Genomic DNA, 19,302 nt, shown 5'->3' with positions numbered 1-19,302 from the left:
TCTACTTCCGCACCACGGACGTGACGGGCACGGTGAAGCTGCCGGACAACGTCGAGATGGTCATGCCGGGCGACAACATCGCCATCGAGGTGGAGCTCATCACCCCGGTCGCGATGGAGAAGGAGCTTCGGTTCGCGGTTCGTGAAGGCGGCCGCACGGTGGGCGCGGGCGTCGTGGCGGAAATCATCGCGTAGCACTCAGCCCACAGGCTCTCCGGACGGCCCCTTGGGGGCGGTTCCGGGGAGCCGGTGGAAATCCAGTTGCAACCCATGGGGTGTGGTGGTACACACCGCGCCCCTTCGTTCCGAAGAAACGGTTCTCTGAAATCCAGGCGTTGACGGGCGTACCGCCTCACGGTTCCCAGAGGTCGTTCAAAGAGGTTCTTGCGAATGGCGACACAGAAGATCCGCATCCGGCTGAAGGCGTACGACTCGAAGCTCCTGGACCAGAGTGCTGGGGAGATCGTCGAGACGGCCAAGCGCACGGGCGCCAAGGTGGCCGGTCCGATCCCCCTGCCGACGCGCATCAACAAGTTCACCGTGTTGCGTTCGCCGCACGTGGACAAGAAGAGCCGCGAGCAGTTCGAGATCCGCACGCACAAGCGCCTGCTCGATATCCTCGAGCCGACCCAGCAGACGCTGGACGCGCTGATGAAGCTGGATCTGTCTGCCGGCGTTGACGTCGAGATCAAGTCCTAGGAAGCGGGATGGCGTCGGAGTGGTTTCACTCTGACCCCCGAGGAAAGTGCCATGGCGAAGTTTGACGTAGTCGACCTGGATTTGAAGAAGGTGTCGGAGATCGAGCTCTCCGACGAGATCTTCGGCGCCGAGCCGAACACCCACCTGTTCTACGAGGTGGCGAAGATGCAGCAGATCAACCGGCGCCGCGGCACGGTCGGGGTGAAGAACACCTCGCTCGTCAGCGGCGGCGGCAAGAAGCCCTGGAAGCAGAAGGGCACCGGCCGCGCCCGTCAGGGCTCGATCCGCGCTTCCCACTGGGTGGGCGGCGGCAAGGCGATGGCCCCCAAGGCCCGCGACTACTTCTACCGGCCGCCCCGCAAGGTCCGCCGCGGTGCCCTGCGCGCCGTGCTGTCCCTGCGCGCCCGGGAGAAGCAGCTCATCATCCTGGATGGCTTCAAGCTGGACGCCCCGAAGTCGAAGCAGGCCTTCGAGGTGCTCACGCGCCGCATGAAGCTCCAGAACGCGCTGGTCATCGACGAGCGTGGCAACACCAACCTGCACCGCAGCGTGCGCAACCTGGCGAAGTTCGACGTGCTGCCGCCCGAGGGTCTCAACCTCGAGTCCGTGCTCAAGCACTCGCACATCGTCCTGACTTCCGCCGCCGCGAAGGCGCTCGAGGGGTCCCTGTCATGAACCTGAACGACGTCATCAAGGGCCCTCTCATCACGGAGAAGCTGGACAAGGCCCGGGAGAAGTTCCGCCAGTACTCGTTCATCGTGGACCGCAAGGCCACGAAGCACGACGTGTCCCGCGCGGTCCAGTCCCTGTTCAAGGTCACGGTGGAGGGTGTTCGCACCAACATCGTGCGTGGCAAGACGAAGCGGGTGGGCAAGAGCATCGGCCAGCGCCCCAACTTCAAGAAGGCGGTCGTCACCCTGAAGGAGGGTGACAAGATCGAACTCTTCGAAGGGGGAGCGGTCTGACGCCACTGGCGTCCAGATCCGCCTGAGAGGAACACACCATGGGCATCAAGAAGTACAAGCCGACAAGCGCCGCCCGCCGTTTGATGACGGTGTCCGACTTCGCGGACATCACCAAGGACTCGCCGGAGAAGTCTCTCACCGAGCCCATCAAGCGCTCCGGTGGCCGCAACGTCCACGGCCACATCACCCGCCGCCACCAGGGTGGCGGTCACAAGCGCCGCTACCGCGTCATCGACTTCAAGCGTCGTGACAAGGACGGCGTGCCGGCCAAGGTCGTCGCGGTCGAGTACGACCCGAACCGCACCGCCAACATCGCCCTCCTGCACTACGCGGACGGCGACAAGCGCTACATCCTGGCCCCCGTGGGCCTGAGCGTGGGCGACACCGTGTTCGCCGGCTCCGCCGCCGACATCCGGCCGGGCAACAGCCTGCCGCTGCAGAACATCCCGGTGGGTACGGTCATCCACAACGTGGAGCTGAAGCCGGGCCGTGGCGCCCAGGTCATCCGCTCCGCAGGCACCTCCGGCCAGCTGATGGCGAAGGAGGAGCGCTACGCCCAGGTCCGTATGCCCTCGGGCGCCGTGCGCAAGGTGCTCATCGAGTGCCGCGCCACCGTGGGCCAGGTGGGCAACATCGAGCACGAAATCATCCGCATCGGCAAGGCGGGCAAGAGCCGCTGGCTGGGCATCCGTCCCACCGTCCGCGGTCTGGCGATGAACCCTGTCGACCACCCGCACGGTGGTGGTGAGGGTAAGTCCGGCCAGGGTAATCCGCACCCGGTGTCTCCGTGGGGCAAGAAGACCAAGGGCCTCACCACGCGCACCAACAAGCGCACCGACAAGTTCATCGTGAGCGGCCGCCGCCAGGGCGCGCGCAGCCAGTAAGAGGATTTGAAACATGGCTCGTTCGATCAAGAAGGGTCCGTTCGTTGACGATCACCTCCTCAAGAAGATCGAGGGGATGATCGCCGCGAACAAGAAGGCGGTCGTCAAGACCTGGTCCCGGCGCTCCACGATTCTCCCTGAGTTCGTGGGTCACACCTTCGCCGTTCACAACGGCAAGAAGTTCATTCCGGTGTTCGTCACGGAGAACATGGTGGGCCACAAGCTCGGCGAGTTCGCTCCTACGCGCACCTTCGGTGGGCACTCGGCGGAGAAGAAGGTCGCCAAGGCCCCGGGCAAGTAGCCCGTTCGCACGCCTGAGAGCCTGAGGAGATGACCATGGAGTCGACTGCACATCTGCGTCACCTGCGCATGAGCCCGCGCAAGCTGTCCCTCGTCGCGGCGCTCATCCGGGGCAAGCCTGTTGAAACTGCCCTGAACATCCTGAAGTTCACCCCGCGCGCCGCCGCGCGGCCGGTGGAGAAGCTCATCAAGAGCGCCGTCGCCAACGCGACGGACCTGTCCAAGGGTCAGGTCGACGTGGATACGCTCTACGTCAAGACCATCTCCGTGGACCAGGCCGCCACCCAGCGCCGGTTCATGCCGCGCGCCATGGGGCGCGCGACGCCCATCCAGAAGAAGTCTGCCCACGTCCACGTCGTGCTGGCCGAGGCCAAGAAGTAGGACCCGTCGGGCCCCGCCCGGACGCACCAAGGAGATTCAGTTTGGGACAGAAAGTACATCCGATCGGGTTCCGGCTCGGCGTCATCAAGACCTGGGACTCCAAGTGGTTCGAGCACAAGAACTACGCCCAGTGGCTCCACGAGGACATCCGCATCCGCGAGTTCGTGAAGAAGTCGCTGAACCACGCGGGCGTGTCCAAGGTGGAGATTGAGCGCGCCGCCAACAAGGTGAAGGTCAACGTCCACACCGCTCGGCCGGGTATCGTCATCGGCAAGCGCGGCGCGGGCATCGAGACCGTCAAGAAGGACCTGCAGCAGTTCACCAAGAACGAGGTCTTCCTGAACATCGTCGAGGTCCGCAAGGCCGAGACCGACGCGCAGCTCGTGGCGGAGAACATCGCCACGCAGCTCGAGCGCCGCATCGCCTTCCGCCGCGCCATGAAGAAGGCGCTGCAGACCGCGATGAAGTTCGGGGCCAAGGGCATCCGCGTGGCCTGCTCGGGCCGCCTGGGTGGCGCCGAGATGGCCCGCTACGAGTGGTACCGCGAGGGCCGCGTGCCCCTGCACACCCTCCGCGCGGACATCGACTTCGGCTTCGCCGAGGCCAAGACGACCTACGGCAAGATTGGCTGCAAGGTCTGGATCTGCAAGGGCGAGGTCCTCCCCGGCAAGGGCGGCCAGGCCCCCATGCCCACCAACCGGTAAGACGCCCCTGTGGGGCGGGTTTAAGAGACCCGCCCCGCACGGAAGGCACGAAGGACATCGACCATGCTTCAGCCTGCTCGAACCAAATACCGCAAGATGCAGAAGGGCCGCATGTTCGGCTCGGCCCACCGCGGCAGCGATCTCACCTACGGTGAGTTCGGCCTGGTGAGCCTCCAGCCGGGCTGGATCACCTCGCGCCAGATCGAGGCGGCCCGTATCGCGATGACCCGCCACGTGAAGCGCGGCGGCAAGATCTGGATCCGGATCTTCCCGGACAAGCCCATCACGAAGAAGCCCGCCGAAACCCGTATGGGTACCGGTAAGGGTGGCGTGGAGTACTACGTCGCGGTCGTCAAGCCGGGACGCGTCCTCTACGAGATGGAGGGCATGACGCAGGAGATCGCCACCGGTGCGCTGAAGCTGGCGCAGGCGAAGCTGCCGGTGCTCACCAAGATCGTGCGCCGCAGCGAACTCTCGCTGTAGTCACGCACCGTACGGGACGGGCGCTCCACCTGGTGACAGGGGAGGGCGCCCGCCTCCTGTGCCGAGGAGACCAAGATGGCGACTGCGAAGGAACTGAAGGACCTGTCGACGGACGACCTGCAGAACCGCGCGAAGGAACTGCGCGACACGCTGGTCCAGGATCGGCTCAAGCGTCGGACCGGCTCGCTGGACAGCCCTGCTGAGGGCGTGCAGCACCGCCGTGATCTGGCCCGCATCCTCACCGTCCTGGGCCAGAAGGCCCGGGCCGCGAAGGCGGGGTAGTAGTAGCAGTGCATCCGCGGGCATCCGGGCTCACCCGGATGTTCGTGGCCATCCGGGCAGAGGGCCCGGGTGCATGACAGACAGTGAGAACCAACATGGCTGAAGCGACCGAAACGCCCGCTGCCGAGACCTCCACCCGGGGTCGTCCCAAGACCCGCGTGGGCATCGTCACCTCCAACAAGATGCAGAAGACGGTGGTCGTCACCGTCCAGCGTCGTGCTCCCCACCCGAAGTACGGGAAGATCATGAGCCTGCGCGAGAAGTATAAGGCGCACGTCGAGGATCACGACTACCCGAAGAAGGTCACCATCAACGAGGGTGACCGGGTGCGCATCGCCGAGACCAAGCCCGCTTCGAAGGACAAGCGTTGGCGCGTGGTCGAGGTGTTGGAGAAGAGCAAGAACGTCTAGGTAGGCCACACCGCGTCCGTGCGCCATGAAGCGCGTGGACGGGTTCGAGCAAGAGGAGACTTCACATGATTCAGATGCAGAGTGTGCTCGATGTGGCCGACAACTCGGGCGCCAAGAAGGTGTTTTGCATCAAGGTTCTCGGCGGCTCCAAGCGCAAGTACGCCTCCATCGGCGACATCATCGTCGTGTCGATCCGCGAGGCCCTGCCCAACTCCAAGGTGAAGAAGGGTGACGTGGCCAAGGCCGTCATCGTCCGCACCCGTCGCGAGGTGGGTCGTGCGGATGGCAGCTACATCAAGTTCGACGGCAACTCGGCGGTCCTCATCAACAAGGACCTGGAGCCCATCGGGACGCGCATCTTTGGGCCGGTTGCCCGTGAGCTGCGTGCCCGCAAGTTCATGAAGATCATCTCGCTGGCGCCCGAGGTCCTCTAAGAGGACGCAGGCCTGACGGCGAACAGCCAGAGTGAGGAAGCCATGCAGAAGCTGAAAGTCGGTGACACCATCCAGGTCATCTCCGGGTCTGAGCGCTCGGAGAAGACGCCGGCGACCAAGCGCGGCAAGGTGCTGAAGGTTGACCGGGAGGCGGGCCGCGTGACGGTCGAGGGCCTGCGCCTGGTCAAGCGCCACATGCGCAAGACGCCGCAGAGCCCCGAAGGCGGCATCATCGAGAAGCCGGGCACCATCGCGCTCTCGAACGTCCAGGTGGTCTGCGCCAAGTGCGACAAGCCGACGCGCGTCGGCATCCGCAAGGAGGGGGAGTCCTCCAAGCGGTTCTGCAAGCAGTGTGACGCCCTGATTGACTAGGGGTCGGTGTTCGGGCATGTATGCGCGCCCCTTGCCCCACCATGTGGTGGAGCAAGCGGGCGTGCACGTCCAGAGAGCTGAAATGGTTGGGCTCTCCGGGTGTTTCCACGTTCTAGACGCAGGACTGATCGGACGCGCTGGGTCCATGACGGCGCCCCGAAGCAGGGGAATGACAGATGGCTGACGAGAAGAAGGCCGACTCGAAGGAAAAGAAGAGCAAGAAGCGCGGCAAAGAAGAAGCCAAGAAGGTCGGCTTCGCCGCGAACATCGAGGAGGGCCTGAAGGCCCGCTCGGCGCGTCTCAAGGACCGCTTCCGTTCGGAAGGCGTGCCCGCGCTGATGAAGGAGCTGGGGCTCAAGAACCCCATGGAAGTGCCGCGGCTGGAGAAGATCGTCGTCAACATGGGTCTGGGCGAGGCGCTCGCCAACAACAAGATCCTGGAGTCGGCGGTGGACCAGCTGGCTGCCATCACCGGTCAGAAGCCGGTCGTGACGCGCGCGCGCAAGTCCATCGCGAACTTCAAGCTGCGCCAGGGCCAGGCCATCGGTGCCGCCGTCACGCTGCGCGGCGACCGCATGTTCGAGTTCATGGACCGCCTCATCACCGTCGCGCTGCCGCGCGTGCGTGACTTCAAGGGCGTGTCCCCGAAGGCCTTCGACGGGAAGGGCAACTACACGCTCGGTGTCCGCGAGCAGATCATCTTCCCGGAAATCAACTACGATCAGATCGAGAAGGTGAAGGGGCTCAATATCAGCTTCGTCACCACCGCCCCGAACGACGAGCAGGGACTGGCGCTGATGCGTCACTTCGGCATGCCGTTCCGTCAGTAGGACCGAGCCCAGGACTCCCATCGATCATGGCCAAGCTCTCCAAGATTGCCCAGGCGAAGCGCAAGCTGAAGTTCCCCGTGCGTCAGTACAACCGCTGCCCGCTCTGCGGTCGTCCTCGCGCCTTCCTGCGCAAGTTCAAGATGTGCCGCATCTGCCTGCGTCACCGCGCCCTGCGCGGCGAAATCACCGGCGTCACCAAGTCGTCCTGGTAGGCGCTGGATCCCGGAAGCCGTCCCTGTCCTGAAGAGGGCAGGGCGGTAGCCGGTTGAAGTGGAAGGGAAGTGGCGGTCTCCGCGAACCCCCGGGATGGGCCCGGCAGGCGTGGTGGCTGCGAGCGCGGTGTGCTCCTGAAGGGGCTCCCGCTTTGCTTGAAGGTGCTTCATGCCGGTCAATGATCCCGTCGGCGACATGCTGACCCGCCTGCGCAACGCCTCGCGTGCGCGGCACGACAAGGTTCTCATTCCCCACTCGAAGCTCAAGGTGGAGATCATCAAGGTCCTCAAGGACGAGGGCTACATCGGGGATTTCACCATCCACGAGGTCGCGCCGCAGAGCGAGATCACCGTCCAGCTGAAGTACGGCCCGGACCGCAGCCCGGCCATCACCGGCCTGCGCCGCGTGTCGAAGCCCGGCCTGCGCCGCTACGTCGCGGTGCGCGACATCCAGCCGGTGCTCGGCGGCATGGGCATCTCCATCCTTTCCACCTCGCGCGGCATCCTGGTGGACACCGAGGCCCGGAAGCAGAAGGTCGGCGGCGAACTGCTCTGCACGGTCTACTAGCCAGGAGCCTGGGTGAGGCGCCCCGCGAGGAGCGCGCCCCGGGCGACGACAGCACGAGGCAATCATGAGTCGGATTGGAAAACTGGCGATCAAGCTTGGCGACAAGACGAAGGTCAACGTCGCCAACCAGCAGGTCAACTTTGACGGCCCCAAGGGCAAGCTGTCCGTCAAGCTCCCCGCCAAGGTGAAGGTGGAGGTGAAGGAGGGCCAGGTGACGGTGCAGCGTGAGGACGACTCGCGCGAAGCCCGCAGCCTGCACGGCCTGACGCGGACCATCCTCGCCAACGCGGCGAAGGGCGTGTCTACGGGCTTCGAGAAGCGCCTCGACATCCGCGGCGTTGGTTTCCGCGCGGAAGTGAAGGGCAAGGCCATCCACTTCTCGCTCGGCTACTCCCACCCGGTGGTGTTCAACCTGCCGGAGGGCGTGACGGCGGAAGTCGACAAGGTCTCCCGTACCGAGGACAGCCTTCCCACGGTGGGGCTCACGCTCCGCTCGGCGGACAAGGAAGTCCTGGGCGCCACGGCGGTCAACATCCGCTCGCTGCGTCCGCCGGAGCCCTACAAGGGCAAGGGCATCAAGTACGCCGAGGAGCGCATCCGTCGCAAGGAGGGCAAGACCGGTACGACCTAGTCGTCGCCGCGTCTTCGCCGAGCATTCAACCCCGCCGGGCCTTGAAACCTGGCGGAATCATCCGGCGGCGGAAGGCCGCATCGCCGCCGGACGGAAAAGGAAGCAGCCATGTCCAAGACTGTCGAGCAGCGCCTCAAGAGGAAGAACCGCATCCGCAAGAAGCTCTCGGGTACCACCGAGCGTCCGCGGCTTACGGTGTACAAGAGCCTCAAGCACATCTACGCGCAGGTGGTGGACGACTCCACTGGCCGCACGCTGGCGTATGCGTCGTCCCTGTCCAAGGAGCTGAAGGGCAAGGACGAGGGCGACAAGAAGGCCGACGCGAAGCGCGTGGGCTCCCTCATCGCGGAGAAGTGCAAGGCCGCCAACGTCGATGCGGTGGTGTTCGACCGCAACGGCTTCCCCTACCATGGGCGCATCGCTGCCGTGGCCGACGCCGCGCGCGAAGCCGGCCTGAAGTTCTAGGTACCAGAAAGGAATTCCTCAAGTGGCAACTCCGATCAATCCGAACGATCTGGACCTGACCGACCGCGTGGTGAACATCAACCGCGTGGCCAAGGTGGTGAAGGGTGGCCGCCGTTTCTCGTTCGCCGCGCTCGTCGTGGTGGGCGATGGCAACGGGCACGTGGGCGTGGGCCTGGGCAAGGCCAACGAAGTCCCCGAGGCCATCCGCAAGGGCGGCGAGAACGCGAAGAAGAACCTGTTCCGCGTTCCTCGCATGGGCCACACCATCCCGCACGAGATCCTGGGGCACTTCGGTGCCGGCTGGGTGCTCCTGAAGCCGGCCTCTGAAGGTACGGGCGTCATCGCCGGTGGCGCGGTGCGCGCGGTGCTGGAGGCGGCGGGCATCCGCAACATCCTGACCAAGAGCCAGGGGTCGCGGAATCCGCACAACGTGCTGAAGGCCACGGTCGCGGGCCTGAAGCTGCTGCGCAGCGCGGAGCAGGTCGCGCGGCTGCGTGGCAAGGACGTCGAGACGCAGAAGCTCGCGGGCGAGGCGAGGGGCTAGCCATGGCGCTCAAGGTGAAGCTGACGAAGAGCTACTCGGGTTCTTCCGAGGACATGCTGGCCACCATCAAGGGCCTCGGTCTGAAGAAGTTCGGCGACGAGCGGCTGTTGAAGGACACCCCGGCGGTGCGCGGCATGGTGTTCAAGGTGAAGCACCTGGTCTCCCTGGAGACGGTCAGCCAGGAGGCTCCGGCGCCCAAGCGCCGCAAGCCCCGGAAGATTGTCGCCCGGGACCGCGCCCTGGAGCGCCTGGCCGCCAAGGCCAAGGCCTGAGAACTGAGGATCCATCATGAGCATCCTGACCAATCTGAAGCGCCCTGAGGGCTCCTGGCACCGCAAGAAGCGCGTGGGCCGTGGCCAGGGTAGCGGCCTGGGCAAGACGGCCGGCCGCGGTGGCAAGGGCCAGAAGGCCCGCTCTGGCAACATGCGGTTCGAAGGCTTCGAAGGCGGCCAGAGCCCGCTGCAGCGCCGCCTGCCGAAGTTCGGCTTCAACCCGCCCAACCGCACCACCTACGCGGTGGTGAACCTGGGTGACCTGGAGCACGTGTTCGACGCGGGCGCCACGGTGGACGAGGCCGCGCTGAAGCAGGCGGGCCTGGTCAAGGGCCGTTATGACGGCGTGAAGGTCCTGGCCCATGGCGAGCTCGCCAAGAAGCTGACCGTTCGCGTGAACAAGGTGTCCGCGGCGGCCCGCGAGAACATCGAGAAGGCGGGCGGCTCCGTGGAGGAGCTCCCGCTGGTGGCGCACAAGCCGGAGTCGGCCTCCAAGGCCCACGCCGGCAAGGGCGTCAAGGCTCCTCGCCAGCCCCGGGCGTAGGCGTGACCGGCGCGCATCACGGTGATGTGGTGCGCGCCCCCAGCCTTGTGTAGGCTTCCGCGCCCCTTTCCGGAACCGGAGAGGGGCGTTTGTTGTTGCTGGCAGAACCTCTTGAAGAGGATGGCATTACCGTGGCCCTGAACGCCCTCGCCAACGTCTTCCGCATCGCGGAGCTGCGCAGCCGGCTTGCGTACACGCTCGTGCTGCTGTCCGTCTACCGCATCGGCATCTTCATCAACACGCCGGGCGTGGACCGCTCCGCGATGAACGCGTTCATGGACGCCCAGAAACAATCGGGCGGCCTCGTGTCGCTGTTCAACCTCTTCTCCGGCGGCGCGCTGGAGCAGATGTCCATCTTCGGACTGGGCATCATGCCGTACGTGAGCGCCTCCATCATCATCCAGCTGCTGGCGGTGGTGGTGCCCAGCCTGGAGCGCCTGCAGAAGGAAGGCGCCGCGGGCCGCCAGAAGATCAACCAGTACACGCGCTATGGCAGCATCGTGCTGTCCATCGTGCAGGGCGTGGGCATCTCGCGCTGGCTGGCCTCGCTGGGCCGCTCCGACGCGGGGCAGGCCGGCTTCAACCAGGTGGTGGTGCCCAACGACAACCTCTGGTTCACCTTCATGACGGTGGTGAGCCTCACGGCGGGCACGGCCTTCATCATGTGGCTGGGTGAGCGCATCACCGAGCGCGGCATCGGCAACGGCATCTCGCTCATCATCTTCGCGGGCATCGTGGCGCGCGTGCTGCCCGGCGCGAAGACGCTGCTCGACCTGACGACGCAGGAAGTGGTGAACGTGGCCGCGGTGCTGGGCCTGCTCTTCTTCATGCTCCTCATCATCGGCGTGGTGGTTTACGTGGAGCGGGGCATGCGGCGCGTACCCATCCAGTACGCCAAGCGCATGGCGGGCCGGCGCATGTTCGCGGGCCAGGCCACGTACTTCCCCATGAAGGTGAACGCCTCGGGCGTGATTCCCCCCATCTTCGCCGGCGCGGTGCTGTCCTTCCCGGCGACCCTGGGCGCGTGGTTCCCCTTCCTGCAGGGCTTCCAGCGCGCCATCGAGGGCAACCTCTGGGTCTACAACGGCCTGTTCGTGCTGCTGGTGGTGTTCTTCTCCTACTTCTACACGGCGCTCACGTTCCGGCCGGATGACGTGGCGGACAACATCAAGAAGCAGGGTGGCTACATCCCCGGCATCCGCCCGGGCCGTCAGACGGCGGAGTTCATCGAGCGGACGCTCAACCGCCTCACGTTCGGTGGCGCCATCTACCTGGCCATCATCTGCGTGATTCCGTCCGTCATCAGCAGCGTGCTCGGGGTGCGGTTCACCTTCGGCGGCACGGCGCTCCTCATCGTCGTGGGCGTGGCGCTGGACACGGTGCAGCAGATTGAGGGGCACCTCATCAGCCGCAACTACGAAGGCTTCGCGGGTCCGCGCGGTCCGCGCATCCGCGGTCGGGTCCGCGTGGCGGCCTGACGTCGGTCGGTTGTGTTCTGGCGCCTCTCCCCAATGGTGGGGAGGGGCGCCTCGTCGTTCAAGGGTGGACGCTGGTGCAAAGGAGCGACATGAACCTCATCCTCTTGGGGCCGCCGAACGCCGGGAAGGGAACCCAGGCGAAGAAGCTCTACGCGGACTTCCAGATCCCGCAGATCTCCACCGGCGACATCCTGCGCAAGGCCGTGAAGGACGGCACGCCGCTGGGCAAGGTGGCCGGGCCGCTGATGGCCGCGGGACATTACGTTCCTGACGACGTCGTCATCGGCATCGTGGAGGAGCGGTTGAAGGAGCCTGACGTGGCCAAGGGCTTCGTGCTCGACGGCTTCCCGCGCACCCCGGGGCAGGCGGACGCGCTGGACCGGATGCTGGAGCGGCTTGGCAAGCAGCTGAACGCGGTGGTGTCGCTCGAGGTCCCGCACTCGACGCTGGTCGAGCGCGGCTCCGGCCGGCGCGTGTGCCCCAACGACGGGGCCGTCTACCACGTCACCCAGAGCCCTCCGAAGCGCGCCGGGCTCTGCGACAAGTGCAGCACGGAGCTCGTGCAGCGCCCGGATGACACGCCGGAGGTCATCGAGAAGCGCCTGCAGAAGTACGACGCGGAGACGTCGCCCCTGAAGGACTTCTACGCGAAGAAGGGGCTGCTCAAGAGCGTGGACGGCGTCGGGTCTCCGGAGGGCATCTACGAGGAGATCAAGAAGGCCGCCGGTCGGCCTGCCTGAGTCCAGGCCAGGCCGCAGGGCGGGGGCAGGGCCGGTCTGGACTGCCGCCACACCGGTCGCGGGTTCCCGACAGAGCAGCAGCTTGGTAGGGAAAGGGGCGCATGAACCCGGTGGAGCTCAAGAGCCCGGACGAGATTGCCCTGATGCGGGATGCGGGGCGCATCGTCTGTGAAATCCTGGACGAGCTGGAAAAGGCGGTGGCGCCCGGGGTCTCTACCTGGGAGCTGGACGCCCTGGCGGAGAAGCTCATCGCCCAGAAGGGCGCCAGGCCGGCGTTCAAGGGCTACCACGGCTTCCCGGGCGTGCTCTGTGCCTCCGTGAACCAGGAGGTGGTCCACGGCATCCCCAACCGCAAGCGCCGGTTGGTGGCCGGGGACCTGATGAAGCTGGACTTCGGGGTGGTCTACCGTGGCTTCTTCGGGGACTCGGCGCGCACGGTGCCGGTGGGGAAGGTGACACCGGAGGCCCAGGCCCTGGTGGACGTCACCCGGCAGTCCCTGGAGAAGGCCATCCAGGTGATGCAGCCAGGCAACCGGATTGGGGACATTGGCCACGCGGTGCAGAGCCACGTGGAGGCCCGAGGGTTCTCCGTGGTCCGGGACTTCACCGGGCACGGGATTGGCAGGAAGTTGCACGAGCCGCCCCAGGTTCCCAACTACGGGCAGGCGGGGGCGGGGATGAAGCTGCGGCCGGGCATGGTCCTGGCGGTGGAACCGATGGTGAACCAGGGAACGCCCGATGTGGAGGTCCTGGAGGACGAGTGGACGGCCGTCACCGTGGACGGCAAGTTGTCCGCCCACTTCGAGCACACCATCCTGATCTCGGAGCGAGGGCCGGAAGTGCTGACCCGGCGCTCATGAAGGACCCCCAGACCCGGGGTGAAATAGGGTGATGTCAGCAGGTGTTGATAGAGGTCCAGATTTCAGATCGCGCGGCGCTTGCTACTTACGGACCAAAGTGTTATCCCGCCGCGCTTCCAGAAGGTTCGTGGTCCGGGAAGAAGGTTGACGCTTGCCGAAGGATGATTCCATCGAAGTCGAGGGGACCGTCATGGAACCCCTACCGAACGCGATGTTCCGCGTGGTGCTGGACAACGGCCACAAGGTGCTCGCGCACATCTCGGGCAAGATGCGGATGCACTTCATCCGTATCCTCCCGGGCGACAAGGTGAAGGTCGAGTTGTCTCCGTATGACCTGACCCGCGGACGGATCACGTACCGGGCCAAGTAATTCGCGCCGGCCGCCTGTGCGGACCGGCTGTTGTGCTTTTCTCCGCTGAAGGAAGGAAGTTCGCTCCATGAAGGTTCGGGCGTCCGTCAAGAAGATCTGCGACAAGTGCAAGGTTGTCCGCCGCAAGGGCATCGTGCGCGTCATCTGCGCTTCCAACCCCCGGCACAAGCAGCGCCAGGGCTGAGAGTCCCCAGGGACTCTCAAGCCTCAGACCAACTCCACAACAAGGAAGACCGAAGATGGCTCGTATCGCCGGCATCGATCTGCCGCCCAACAAGCGCGCGGTGATCTCGCTCCAGTACATCTACGGGATCGGTAACAAGACCGCGCACGACATCATCGAGGCGGCGGGCATCGATCTCACCACCCGGACCAAGGACCTCACCGAGGACCAGGCTCGAAAGATCCGCGAGATCATCGAGGCCAGCTACAAGGTCGAGGGTGACCTCCGGCGCGAGGTGACCATGAACATCAAGCGCCTGATGGACCTGGGGTGCTACCGGGGCCTGCGTCACCGCAAGGGTCTTCCGGTCCGCGGCCAGCGCACCCACACCAACGCGCGCACCCGCAAGGGTCCCAAGCGCGGCATCGTTCGCGCGAAGCCGGCCGCTCCGGCCCGCTAAACCCTCTGGCGCCCGCAGCCTCACCCCGTGTGAGGCGCGGGCGTTGATCACCTACTCCCAGGAGCAGCGATTCACATGGCTGACGAGATCAATACCGCCGCGGCGCCGGCCGGTGCCGAGGGTGGCGAGACCCCTGCGGCGAAGAAGAACAAGCGCAAGGGTAAGAAGAACATCCTCAACGGCGTGGTCCACATCCAGTCCACGTTCAACAACACCATCATCACGATCACGGACGTGTCCGGGAACGTGATCTCCTGGTCGTCGGCCGGGGCGCGCGGCTTCAAGGGCAGCCGCAAGTCCACGCCGTTCGCGGCGCAGGTCGCCGCCGGCGACGCCGCGGCGAAGGCGATGGAGCACGGCCTGAAGACCGTGACGGTGTTCGTGAAGGGCCCGGGCGCGGGCCGTGAGTCGGCGCTGCGCGCGCTGGCCGCCGCTGGCCTGAAGATCAGCCTCATCCGCGACGTGACGCCCATTCCGCACAACGGCTGCCGTCAGCCCAAGCGCCGCCGCGTCTAATCACCGCTTCGGGCCGGGGCTCGCGTCATGCGCGGGCCCGGCTCCAGACCATCTGCAAGGAGAGTTTCCGTGGCTCGTTACACCGCGAGCGCCTGCCGTATCTGCCGGCGCGAGAACCTGAAGATGTACCTCAAGGGCGACCGTTGCTACACGGACAAGTGCGCCATCGAGCGCCGCCCCTATCCCCCCGGTCAGCACGGCCAGGGCCGCGTGAAGTTCTCCGGCTACGGCGTGCAGCTGCGCGAGAAGCAGAAGGTCAAGCGCATGTACGGCCTGCTCGAGAATCAGTTCCGCGGGTACTACCACCGCGCGTCCGCGGCCAAGGGCAAGACGGGTGAGAACCTGCTGCAGCAGCTGGAGCTCCGCCTGGACAACGTGGTGTTCCGCATGGGCTTCGCGGACACGCGCAACGAGGCGCGCCAGCTGGTGCGTCACGGTCACTTCCAGGTCAACGGCCGCCGGGTGAACATCCCGTCGTTCTCCGTGAAGCCGGGCAGCGCCGTGGAAGTGGTGGAGAAGAGCCGCAAGGTGCTCCGCATCTCCGAGGCGCTGGAGACGGTGGACCGCCGTGGCGTTCCCCAGTGGATCGACCTGGACAAGAAGGCGTTCAAGGGCACGGTCAAGACGGTCCCCAACCGCGAGGACCTGACCATGCCCATCCAGGAGCAGCTCATCGTCGAGTTGTACTCGAAGTAGTCCTGGGTGCAGGGCCCGCTTTTCCGGGCCCCTCCCGCAGTGGACGCCCTGGCCGACGAGGCCGGGGCGTCGTTGCTTTGTCGCCTGTCGTTTCATCGCCTGGAGGGCGCGTCCTGCGCGCGCCGGGCGAAGCTGTTACGCAGTCCCCCCGCGTGCCCGTCCTCCCGCCACTTTGGCGGGGATGTGGGTGATGGCGCACGTTCCGAGGAGCAGTCCCCATGGCGGATACGTTTGTTGCGAAGAACTGGCGCGACCTCATCAAGCCGCGCCGCATGGAAGTGGACCAGGACTCGCTGAGCCCCACGTACGGCAAGTTCGTGGCGGAGCCGCTCGAGCGCGGCTTCGGGACGACGCTGGGCAACTCGCTGCGGCGGGTGCTGCTGTCGTCGCTGCAGGGCGCGGCCATCACCTCCGTGAAGATTGAAGGCGTGGACCACGAGTTCACGACCATCCCCGAGGTGGCCGAGGACGTCACGGACGTCGTGTTGAACCTGAAGGAGGTCCTCCTCCGGATGCACACGAACGAGACGAAGACGCTGCGCATCGAGGTGGAAGGCCCCAAGGAAGTGAAGGCGGGCGACCTCATCGCGGACCAGGACGTGGAGATCCTCAACCCGGGTCACCACATCTGCACCGTCTCCGAGGGTGGCAAGGTGCGCATGGAGCTGACGTGCCGCCGGGGCCGGGGCTACGTGCCGGCGTCCACCAACAAGGTGGCGGGCGCGCCCATCGGGACCATCCCCATCGACTCGCTCTTCTCGCCCATCCGCAAGGTGAACTACCAGGTCACCAACGCGCGTGTCGGTCAGGTCACGGACTTCGACAAGCTGTCGCTCGAGGTCTGGACGGACGGCTCCGTGGTGCCGCAGGACGCGGTGGCGTACGCGGCGAAGATCATCAAGGAGCAGCTCACGGTGTTCGTGAACTTCGACGAGACCGAGGAGCCGGTCGTCGCCGAGGCGCCGAAGGAAGAGGCGAAGCTCAACGAGAACCTGTTCCGCTCGGTGGACGAGCTGGAGCTGTCGGTGCGTTCCGCCAACTGCCTGCAGCAGGCGAACATCAAGTCCATCGGTGACCTGGTCCAGCGCACCGAGGCGGAGATGCTCAAGACGAAGAACTTCGGCCGCAAGTCCTTGAAGGAGATCAAGGAGATCCTCGCGGAGATGGGTCTGTCGCTGGGCATGAAGCTGGAGAACTGGCCGCCGAAGAACGCGCCGGCTCCCGCCGCCCCCAAGGCCTAAAGCGTCGTCGTTTTCCTGAAGCACCTGTCCCGCCTCCCACCGACACGGCATCACGGTGGCGCGGGGCAGGGGGCCCTGGTACACAGGGCCCGATTCAACGGCGGCCCCCGGTGTCGGGGCCGTCCTTCCCACCCGGTACCTGATACGGCCGGAGTGGTGGGGCTCTCAAGAAGAGGCCCCGGAGCACGCGCATGCGCCACAAGGTCGGACAAAGGAAGCTGCACCGCACCACGAGCCACCGTCTCGCGATGCTGAACAACATGGTCACGTCGCTGCTGGAGCACGGGGCCATCCGCACCACCGTTCCCAAGGCGAAGGAAGTCCGTCCGCTGGCCGAGCGCATCATCACGCTCGCCAAGCGCGGTGGCCTGTCCAACGTGCGCCTCGCCGCCCGCACCGTGAAGGACCGCACGGTCCTCCAGAAGGTGTTCAGCGAGTACAAGGAGCGTTACGCCGCTCGCCCGGGTGGCTACACCCGCATCGTGCGCCTGGGCTTCCGCCGGGGCGACGCCGCGGAGATGGCCCTCATCGAGCTGGTGGACCGTCCCGCGAAGGCTCCGGCCGCCGCCGAGACGACCGAGGCTCCCGCCGAGGCGAAGACCGAGGGTTGAGCCGTTCTCCGCGCCCGGGCCTCTCCTGTGAGTGAGGTCCGGCCGGACTGAAGAAGCACAAAGGGCGCCTTCCTGCTTCAGGAGGGCGCCCTTCGTGTTTCCGGAGGTCGGGAGGGCCCTGCTCGCGGCGGCTACTGCTTCGGCGCGAGGAGGCGCTTCCACTCCTCCTGGAGGGAGGGCGTGAGGTCGGCGTTGTCGTCCGAGCTCTTCATCGTCAGCGCCTGGAAGCGGAGGTCCGCGGGGGCGGAGCCGCCGTTCTTCCCCAGCAGCTGCTTGGGCGTGATGGTGACGAAGTTGCCGGGCTGCACCTCCGCCACCACCGCCTTGTACTCGTTGTTCACGGTGATGATGACGTCGCGCCAGACGTCCTTGCTCTCGTTCCAGATGGTGACGGAGGGCCGGTCCAGCTTGTCGCTGAGCACCAGGCGCGCGTCCATGTCCCCCGTGTCCAGGGAGCTGCCCGGGCACGCGATGGCGAAGCTGGCGACGGACAGCGCCACCCAGGCCGCGACGATGCCGGCCTTGTACTTGAAGAAGCGGTCGCTGGCGCGGAAGTCCGCGAGCTGCTCCTTCAGGATGGAGAAGGCGTTGAGCAGGACGTTGGAGGTCTCCGCGGCGACGCGCTTGCCCAGCGGGCCTTCCGTCTTGGGCTTCTCCAGCGGGGCCGCGCGGGCGGCGCTCACGGCGCGCATGCCGGGGCTGGTGGCCGCGCGGGGCTGGGTGCCGGGATTGGACGGCGTCCGGGGCGGCGGGGTGCTGGGAGGGGCGGGTTTGCGCGCGTCGCTCATCGGAGGCGGAGTGTAGAGGGCGCGGTGCGCCGGTGGCTACTGGCCCTTGAGCACCTGCAGGGCCTTGCTGGCCACCGCGTTGTCGGGCTGGGTCTCCAGCACCTTGCCCAGCCAGCGCTCCGCTTCGCTCGCGGCCTTCTGTCGCTCCTCGGGGCGGCGGGCCTTCTGGGCCTCCTCGGTGTAGAGCAGGCCCAGGCGCAGGGCGAACTCGGTGTTCTCCGGGTCCTTGTCCGCCACGTACTTGAGCTCGCGCTGCGCGGCCGCGTAGTCCCCCTCCAGCTGGTACACGAGCGACAGCTTTCCGCGCGCGGGCGCCGAGTCCGGCGTCAACGTCACCGCCACCTGGAAGGCCTCCTTCGCGGTGGCCAGGTCGCGGGACTCCAGGCGCAGGTCGCCCAGGCGGAACCAGGCCAGCTCCAGCAGCGGATTGAGCACCACGGCCTTCTCGAAGGCGGTGCGCGCCGCGTCCGTGCGCTGGCGCGACAGGTACAGCTCCCCCAGGTAGAGCTGGTTCTTGCCGTCCTGGGGGGCGCGCTCGATGGCCTGCTTGAACTCGTCCACGGCGCGGCCGGCATCATCCAGCCGCTGGTAGGCCAGCCCCAGGAGGGCGTGCACCACGGCCAGGTCCGGGTAGTCGTGGAGGATCTCCTCGAAGGCGATGAGGGCGTGCTGGGGCGCGTCCAGCTCGTGCAGGTAGCGCATGCCCTCCTCGAGCTTCGCCTCCGCCGCCTTGGGGAAGTTCTGGAACGGATCCGCCAGCTGGTTCATCAGCGCCCGCGCGGTGGCGACCTCCGACGGCGTGGGGCTGCCCTTCACGACGGTGCCCAGGGCCTCCACGGCGCCCGCCGCGTCACCCGTGCGGGCCAGGGCCTTGGCCAGGGGCAGCTTCCAGCCCGCGCGCTCCGGGGCCAGCTCCACGGCCTTGCGCAGCGGGCCCAGCGCGGCGGCGTACTGCTCCGACTCCAGGCGTGCGACGCCCAGGCGGTAGTGGAACTCCGCGGTGGTGGGAGACAGCGTGATGGCGCGCTCGAAGGCGGCCACGGTGGGGGCGCCCGCGTCCCGGGCCCGGGAGAAGAGGGTCAGGCCCAGCATGTACTGGTCCACCGCGCGCTCGTTCTTCGCGATGGCCTGGCGCAGCTCCTCCGCCCAGGCGTCCGCGTGGCCTGCCTTCACCTGGGCCTCGGTGAGGGCGCGGGCCACGTCCACGTCGTCCGGCGTGCGCGTGTGCAGTTCGCGCAGGAGCTTCAACGCCTCCTCGGGCTGGTTTCCGTCCAGGTACGCGCGGGCCTGGGCCGTGGGGGACAGCGCGGGGGCCTGGGCCTGTCCGTGGCCGCAGCCGGTGACGAGCAGCCCGAGTCCCAGGAGGGCTGCGGGCCAGCGGAGCATGCGGAGGCGGTTCG

General features: G+C 66.6%; 33 protein-coding genes. 31 read left to right on the top strand and 2 right to left on the bottom strand.

Annotated features, from left to right (window positions below):
• From D7W79_RS01630 to rplQ, 31 genes are all read left to right on the top strand, one after another.
• Positions 1-194, top strand: a 194-nt coding sequence (locus tag D7W79_RS01630) for an EF-Tu C-terminal domain-related protein (protein ID WP_500681240.1), incomplete at its 5' end; no start/stop codon positions are given.
• Between the two features lie 195 nt (positions 195-389).
• Positions 390-698, top strand: a complete 309-nt coding sequence (rpsJ, locus tag D7W79_RS01625) for a 30S ribosomal protein S10 (RefSeq protein WP_002633608.1) — start codon at positions 390-392, stop codon at positions 696-698.
• Positions 699-749: 51 nt separating this feature from the next.
• Positions 750-1,373 (top strand): 50S ribosomal protein L4, encoded by a 624-nt coding sequence (gene rplD, locus D7W79_RS01620; RefSeq protein ID WP_120523549.1) that lies wholly within the window; start codon positions 750-752, stop codon positions 1,371-1,373.
• Positions 1,370-1,663 carry a 50S ribosomal protein L23 gene (locus D7W79_RS01615; RefSeq protein WP_120523548.1) on the top strand — a complete coding sequence of 98 codons (294 nt, stop codon included), beginning with the start codon at positions 1,370-1,372 and terminating at the stop codon, positions 1,661-1,663. The genes rplD and D7W79_RS01615 overlap by 4 nt, the downstream gene beginning before the upstream one ends.
• 38 nt (positions 1,664-1,701) lie before the next feature.
• The gene (rplB, locus tag D7W79_RS01610) at positions 1,702-2,547 is read left to right on the top strand and encodes a 50S ribosomal protein L2 (protein ID WP_120523547.1); all 846 of its coding nucleotides are present in this window, start codon (positions 1,702-1,704) and stop codon (positions 2,545-2,547) included.
• Between the two features lie 13 nt (positions 2,548-2,560).
• The gene (gene rpsS / locus D7W79_RS01605) at positions 2,561-2,848 is read left to right on the top strand and encodes a 30S ribosomal protein S19 (protein WP_014395864.1); all 288 of its coding nucleotides are present in this window, start codon (positions 2,561-2,563) and stop codon (positions 2,846-2,848) included.
• A 35-nt stretch (positions 2,849-2,883) separates the two neighbouring features.
• Positions 2,884-3,228: a 50S ribosomal protein L22 gene (gene rplV / locus D7W79_RS01600; RefSeq protein WP_120523554.1), complete on the top strand. Its 345-nt coding sequence runs from the start codon at positions 2,884-2,886 to the stop codon at positions 3,226-3,228.
• Between the two features lie 41 nt (positions 3,229-3,269).
• A complete protein-coding gene (gene rpsC / locus D7W79_RS01595; protein ID WP_120523546.1) occupies positions 3,270-3,932 on the top strand; it encodes a 30S ribosomal protein S3 in 663 nt (220 codons plus the stop codon).
• 63 nt (positions 3,933-3,995) lie between these two features.
• Positions 3,996-4,415 (top strand): 50S ribosomal protein L16, encoded by a 420-nt coding sequence (gene rplP / locus D7W79_RS01590; RefSeq protein WP_014395867.1) that lies wholly within the window; start codon positions 3,996-3,998, stop codon positions 4,413-4,415.
• 75 nt (positions 4,416-4,490) lie between these two features.
• Positions 4,491-4,697 carry a 50S ribosomal protein L29 gene (rpmC, locus tag D7W79_RS01585; RefSeq protein ID WP_120523545.1) on the top strand — a complete coding sequence of 69 codons (207 nt, stop codon included), beginning with the start codon at positions 4,491-4,493 and terminating at the stop codon, positions 4,695-4,697.
• A gap of 83 nt (positions 4,698-4,780) precedes the next feature.
• Complete coding sequence (gene rpsQ, locus D7W79_RS01580; RefSeq protein WP_169821648.1) at positions 4,781-5,107, top strand: 30S ribosomal protein S17; 327 nt, start codon at positions 4,781-4,783, stop codon at positions 5,105-5,107.
• Between the two features lie 65 nt (positions 5,108-5,172).
• Positions 5,173-5,541 carry a 50S ribosomal protein L14 gene (gene rplN / locus D7W79_RS01575; protein ID WP_120523544.1) on the top strand — a complete coding sequence of 123 codons (369 nt, stop codon included), beginning with the start codon at positions 5,173-5,175 and terminating at the stop codon, positions 5,539-5,541.
• 42 nt (positions 5,542-5,583) lie between these two features.
• Positions 5,584-5,913 carry a 50S ribosomal protein L24 gene (gene rplX, locus D7W79_RS01570; protein WP_120523543.1) on the top strand — a complete coding sequence of 110 codons (330 nt, stop codon included), beginning with the start codon at positions 5,584-5,586 and terminating at the stop codon, positions 5,911-5,913.
• Positions 5,914-6,089: 176 nt separating this feature from the next.
• Positions 6,090-6,743: a 50S ribosomal protein L5 gene (gene rplE, locus D7W79_RS01565; protein WP_120523542.1), complete on the top strand. Its 654-nt coding sequence runs from the start codon at positions 6,090-6,092 to the stop codon at positions 6,741-6,743.
• A 26-nt stretch (positions 6,744-6,769) separates the two neighbouring features.
• Positions 6,770-6,955 (top strand): type Z 30S ribosomal protein S14, encoded by a 186-nt coding sequence (locus D7W79_RS01560; protein ID WP_120523541.1) that lies wholly within the window; start codon positions 6,770-6,772, stop codon positions 6,953-6,955.
• Between the two features lie 169 nt (positions 6,956-7,124).
• Complete coding sequence (gene rpsH / locus D7W79_RS01555; protein WP_120523540.1) at positions 7,125-7,523, top strand: 30S ribosomal protein S8; 399 nt, start codon at positions 7,125-7,127, stop codon at positions 7,521-7,523.
• A 64-nt stretch (positions 7,524-7,587) separates the two neighbouring features.
• Complete coding sequence (gene rplF / locus D7W79_RS01550) at positions 7,588-8,154, top strand: 50S ribosomal protein L6 (RefSeq protein WP_120523539.1); 567 nt, start codon at positions 7,588-7,590, stop codon at positions 8,152-8,154.
• Positions 8,155-8,262: 108 nt separating this feature from the next.
• Positions 8,263-8,619, top strand: coding sequence for a 50S ribosomal protein L18 (rplR, locus tag D7W79_RS01545; RefSeq protein ID WP_120523538.1), 357 nt, complete (start codon positions 8,263-8,265; stop codon positions 8,617-8,619).
• A 22-nt stretch (positions 8,620-8,641) separates the two neighbouring features.
• A complete protein-coding gene (gene rpsE / locus D7W79_RS01540) occupies positions 8,642-9,163 on the top strand; it encodes a 30S ribosomal protein S5 (protein ID WP_014395877.1) in 522 nt (173 codons plus the stop codon).
• Positions 9,164-9,165: 2 nt separating this feature from the next.
• Positions 9,166-9,435, top strand: a complete 270-nt coding sequence (gene rpmD / locus D7W79_RS01535) for a 50S ribosomal protein L30 (RefSeq protein ID WP_120523537.1) — start codon at positions 9,166-9,168, stop codon at positions 9,433-9,435.
• Between the two features lie 16 nt (positions 9,436-9,451).
• The gene (rplO, locus tag D7W79_RS01530) at positions 9,452-9,979 is read left to right on the top strand and encodes a 50S ribosomal protein L15 (RefSeq protein ID WP_120523536.1); all 528 of its coding nucleotides are present in this window, start codon (positions 9,452-9,454) and stop codon (positions 9,977-9,979) included.
• Between the two features lie 131 nt (positions 9,980-10,110).
• On the top strand, positions 10,111-11,457 hold the full coding sequence (secY, locus tag D7W79_RS01525; RefSeq protein ID WP_120523535.1) for a preprotein translocase subunit SecY: 1,347 nt from the start codon (positions 10,111-10,113) through the stop codon (positions 11,455-11,457).
• A gap of 89 nt (positions 11,458-11,546) precedes the next feature.
• Positions 11,547-12,197: an adenylate kinase gene (locus tag D7W79_RS01520; RefSeq protein ID WP_120523534.1), complete on the top strand. Its 651-nt coding sequence runs from the start codon at positions 11,547-11,549 to the stop codon at positions 12,195-12,197.
• Between the two features lie 101 nt (positions 12,198-12,298).
• Positions 12,299-13,057: a type I methionyl aminopeptidase gene (gene map, locus D7W79_RS01515; RefSeq protein WP_120523533.1), complete on the top strand. Its 759-nt coding sequence runs from the start codon at positions 12,299-12,301 to the stop codon at positions 13,055-13,057.
• Between the two features lie 151 nt (positions 13,058-13,208).
• Positions 13,209-13,427, top strand: coding sequence for a translation initiation factor IF-1 (infA, locus tag D7W79_RS01510; RefSeq protein ID WP_002614803.1), 219 nt, complete (start codon positions 13,209-13,211; stop codon positions 13,425-13,427).
• A 67-nt stretch (positions 13,428-13,494) separates the two neighbouring features.
• Positions 13,495-13,611, top strand: a complete 117-nt coding sequence (gene rpmJ, locus D7W79_RS01505) for a 50S ribosomal protein L36 (protein WP_002633586.1) — start codon at positions 13,495-13,497, stop codon at positions 13,609-13,611.
• 55 nt (positions 13,612-13,666) lie between these two features.
• Positions 13,667-14,050, top strand: a complete 384-nt coding sequence (gene rpsM, locus D7W79_RS01500; RefSeq protein ID WP_120523532.1) for a 30S ribosomal protein S13 — start codon at positions 13,667-13,669, stop codon at positions 14,048-14,050.
• A gap of 75 nt (positions 14,051-14,125) precedes the next feature.
• On the top strand, positions 14,126-14,566 hold the full coding sequence (gene rpsK / locus D7W79_RS01495) for a 30S ribosomal protein S11 (protein ID WP_120523531.1): 441 nt from the start codon (positions 14,126-14,128) through the stop codon (positions 14,564-14,566).
• A gap of 69 nt (positions 14,567-14,635) precedes the next feature.
• The gene (rpsD, locus tag D7W79_RS01490) at positions 14,636-15,262 is read left to right on the top strand and encodes a 30S ribosomal protein S4 (protein ID WP_120523530.1); all 627 of its coding nucleotides are present in this window, start codon (positions 14,636-14,638) and stop codon (positions 15,260-15,262) included.
• A gap of 218 nt (positions 15,263-15,480) precedes the next feature.
• A complete protein-coding gene (locus D7W79_RS01485) occupies positions 15,481-16,503 on the top strand; it encodes a DNA-directed RNA polymerase subunit alpha (RefSeq protein ID WP_120523529.1) in 1,023 nt (340 codons plus the stop codon).
• Between the two features lie 191 nt (positions 16,504-16,694).
• The gene (gene rplQ / locus D7W79_RS01480; protein ID WP_120523528.1) at positions 16,695-17,114 is read left to right on the top strand and encodes a 50S ribosomal protein L17; all 420 of its coding nucleotides are present in this window, start codon (positions 16,695-16,697) and stop codon (positions 17,112-17,114) included.
• A gap of 131 nt (positions 17,115-17,245) precedes the next feature.
• On the opposite strand, the gene D7W79_RS01475 is transcribed toward rplQ, so the two are convergent.
• Both D7W79_RS01475 and D7W79_RS01470 read right to left on the bottom strand, forming a co-directional pair.
• Entirely contained in the window at positions 17,246-17,902 is a 657-nt protein-coding gene (locus tag D7W79_RS01475; RefSeq protein WP_120523527.1) for a hypothetical protein, read from the bottom strand.
• A gap of 36 nt (positions 17,903-17,938) precedes the next feature.
• Positions 17,939-19,288: a tetratricopeptide repeat protein gene (locus tag D7W79_RS01470; RefSeq protein WP_120523552.1), complete on the bottom strand. Its 1,350-nt coding sequence runs from the start codon at positions 19,286-19,288 to the stop codon at positions 17,939-17,941.
• Between the last annotated feature and the right edge of the window lie 14 nt (positions 19,289-19,302).

This window comes from Corallococcus exercitus, assembly GCF_003611585.1.
GTDB lineage: Bacteria > Myxococcota > Myxococcia > Myxococcales > Myxococcaceae > Corallococcus > Corallococcus exercitus.
This window is presented reverse-complemented; position numbering and strand designations above follow the sequence as displayed.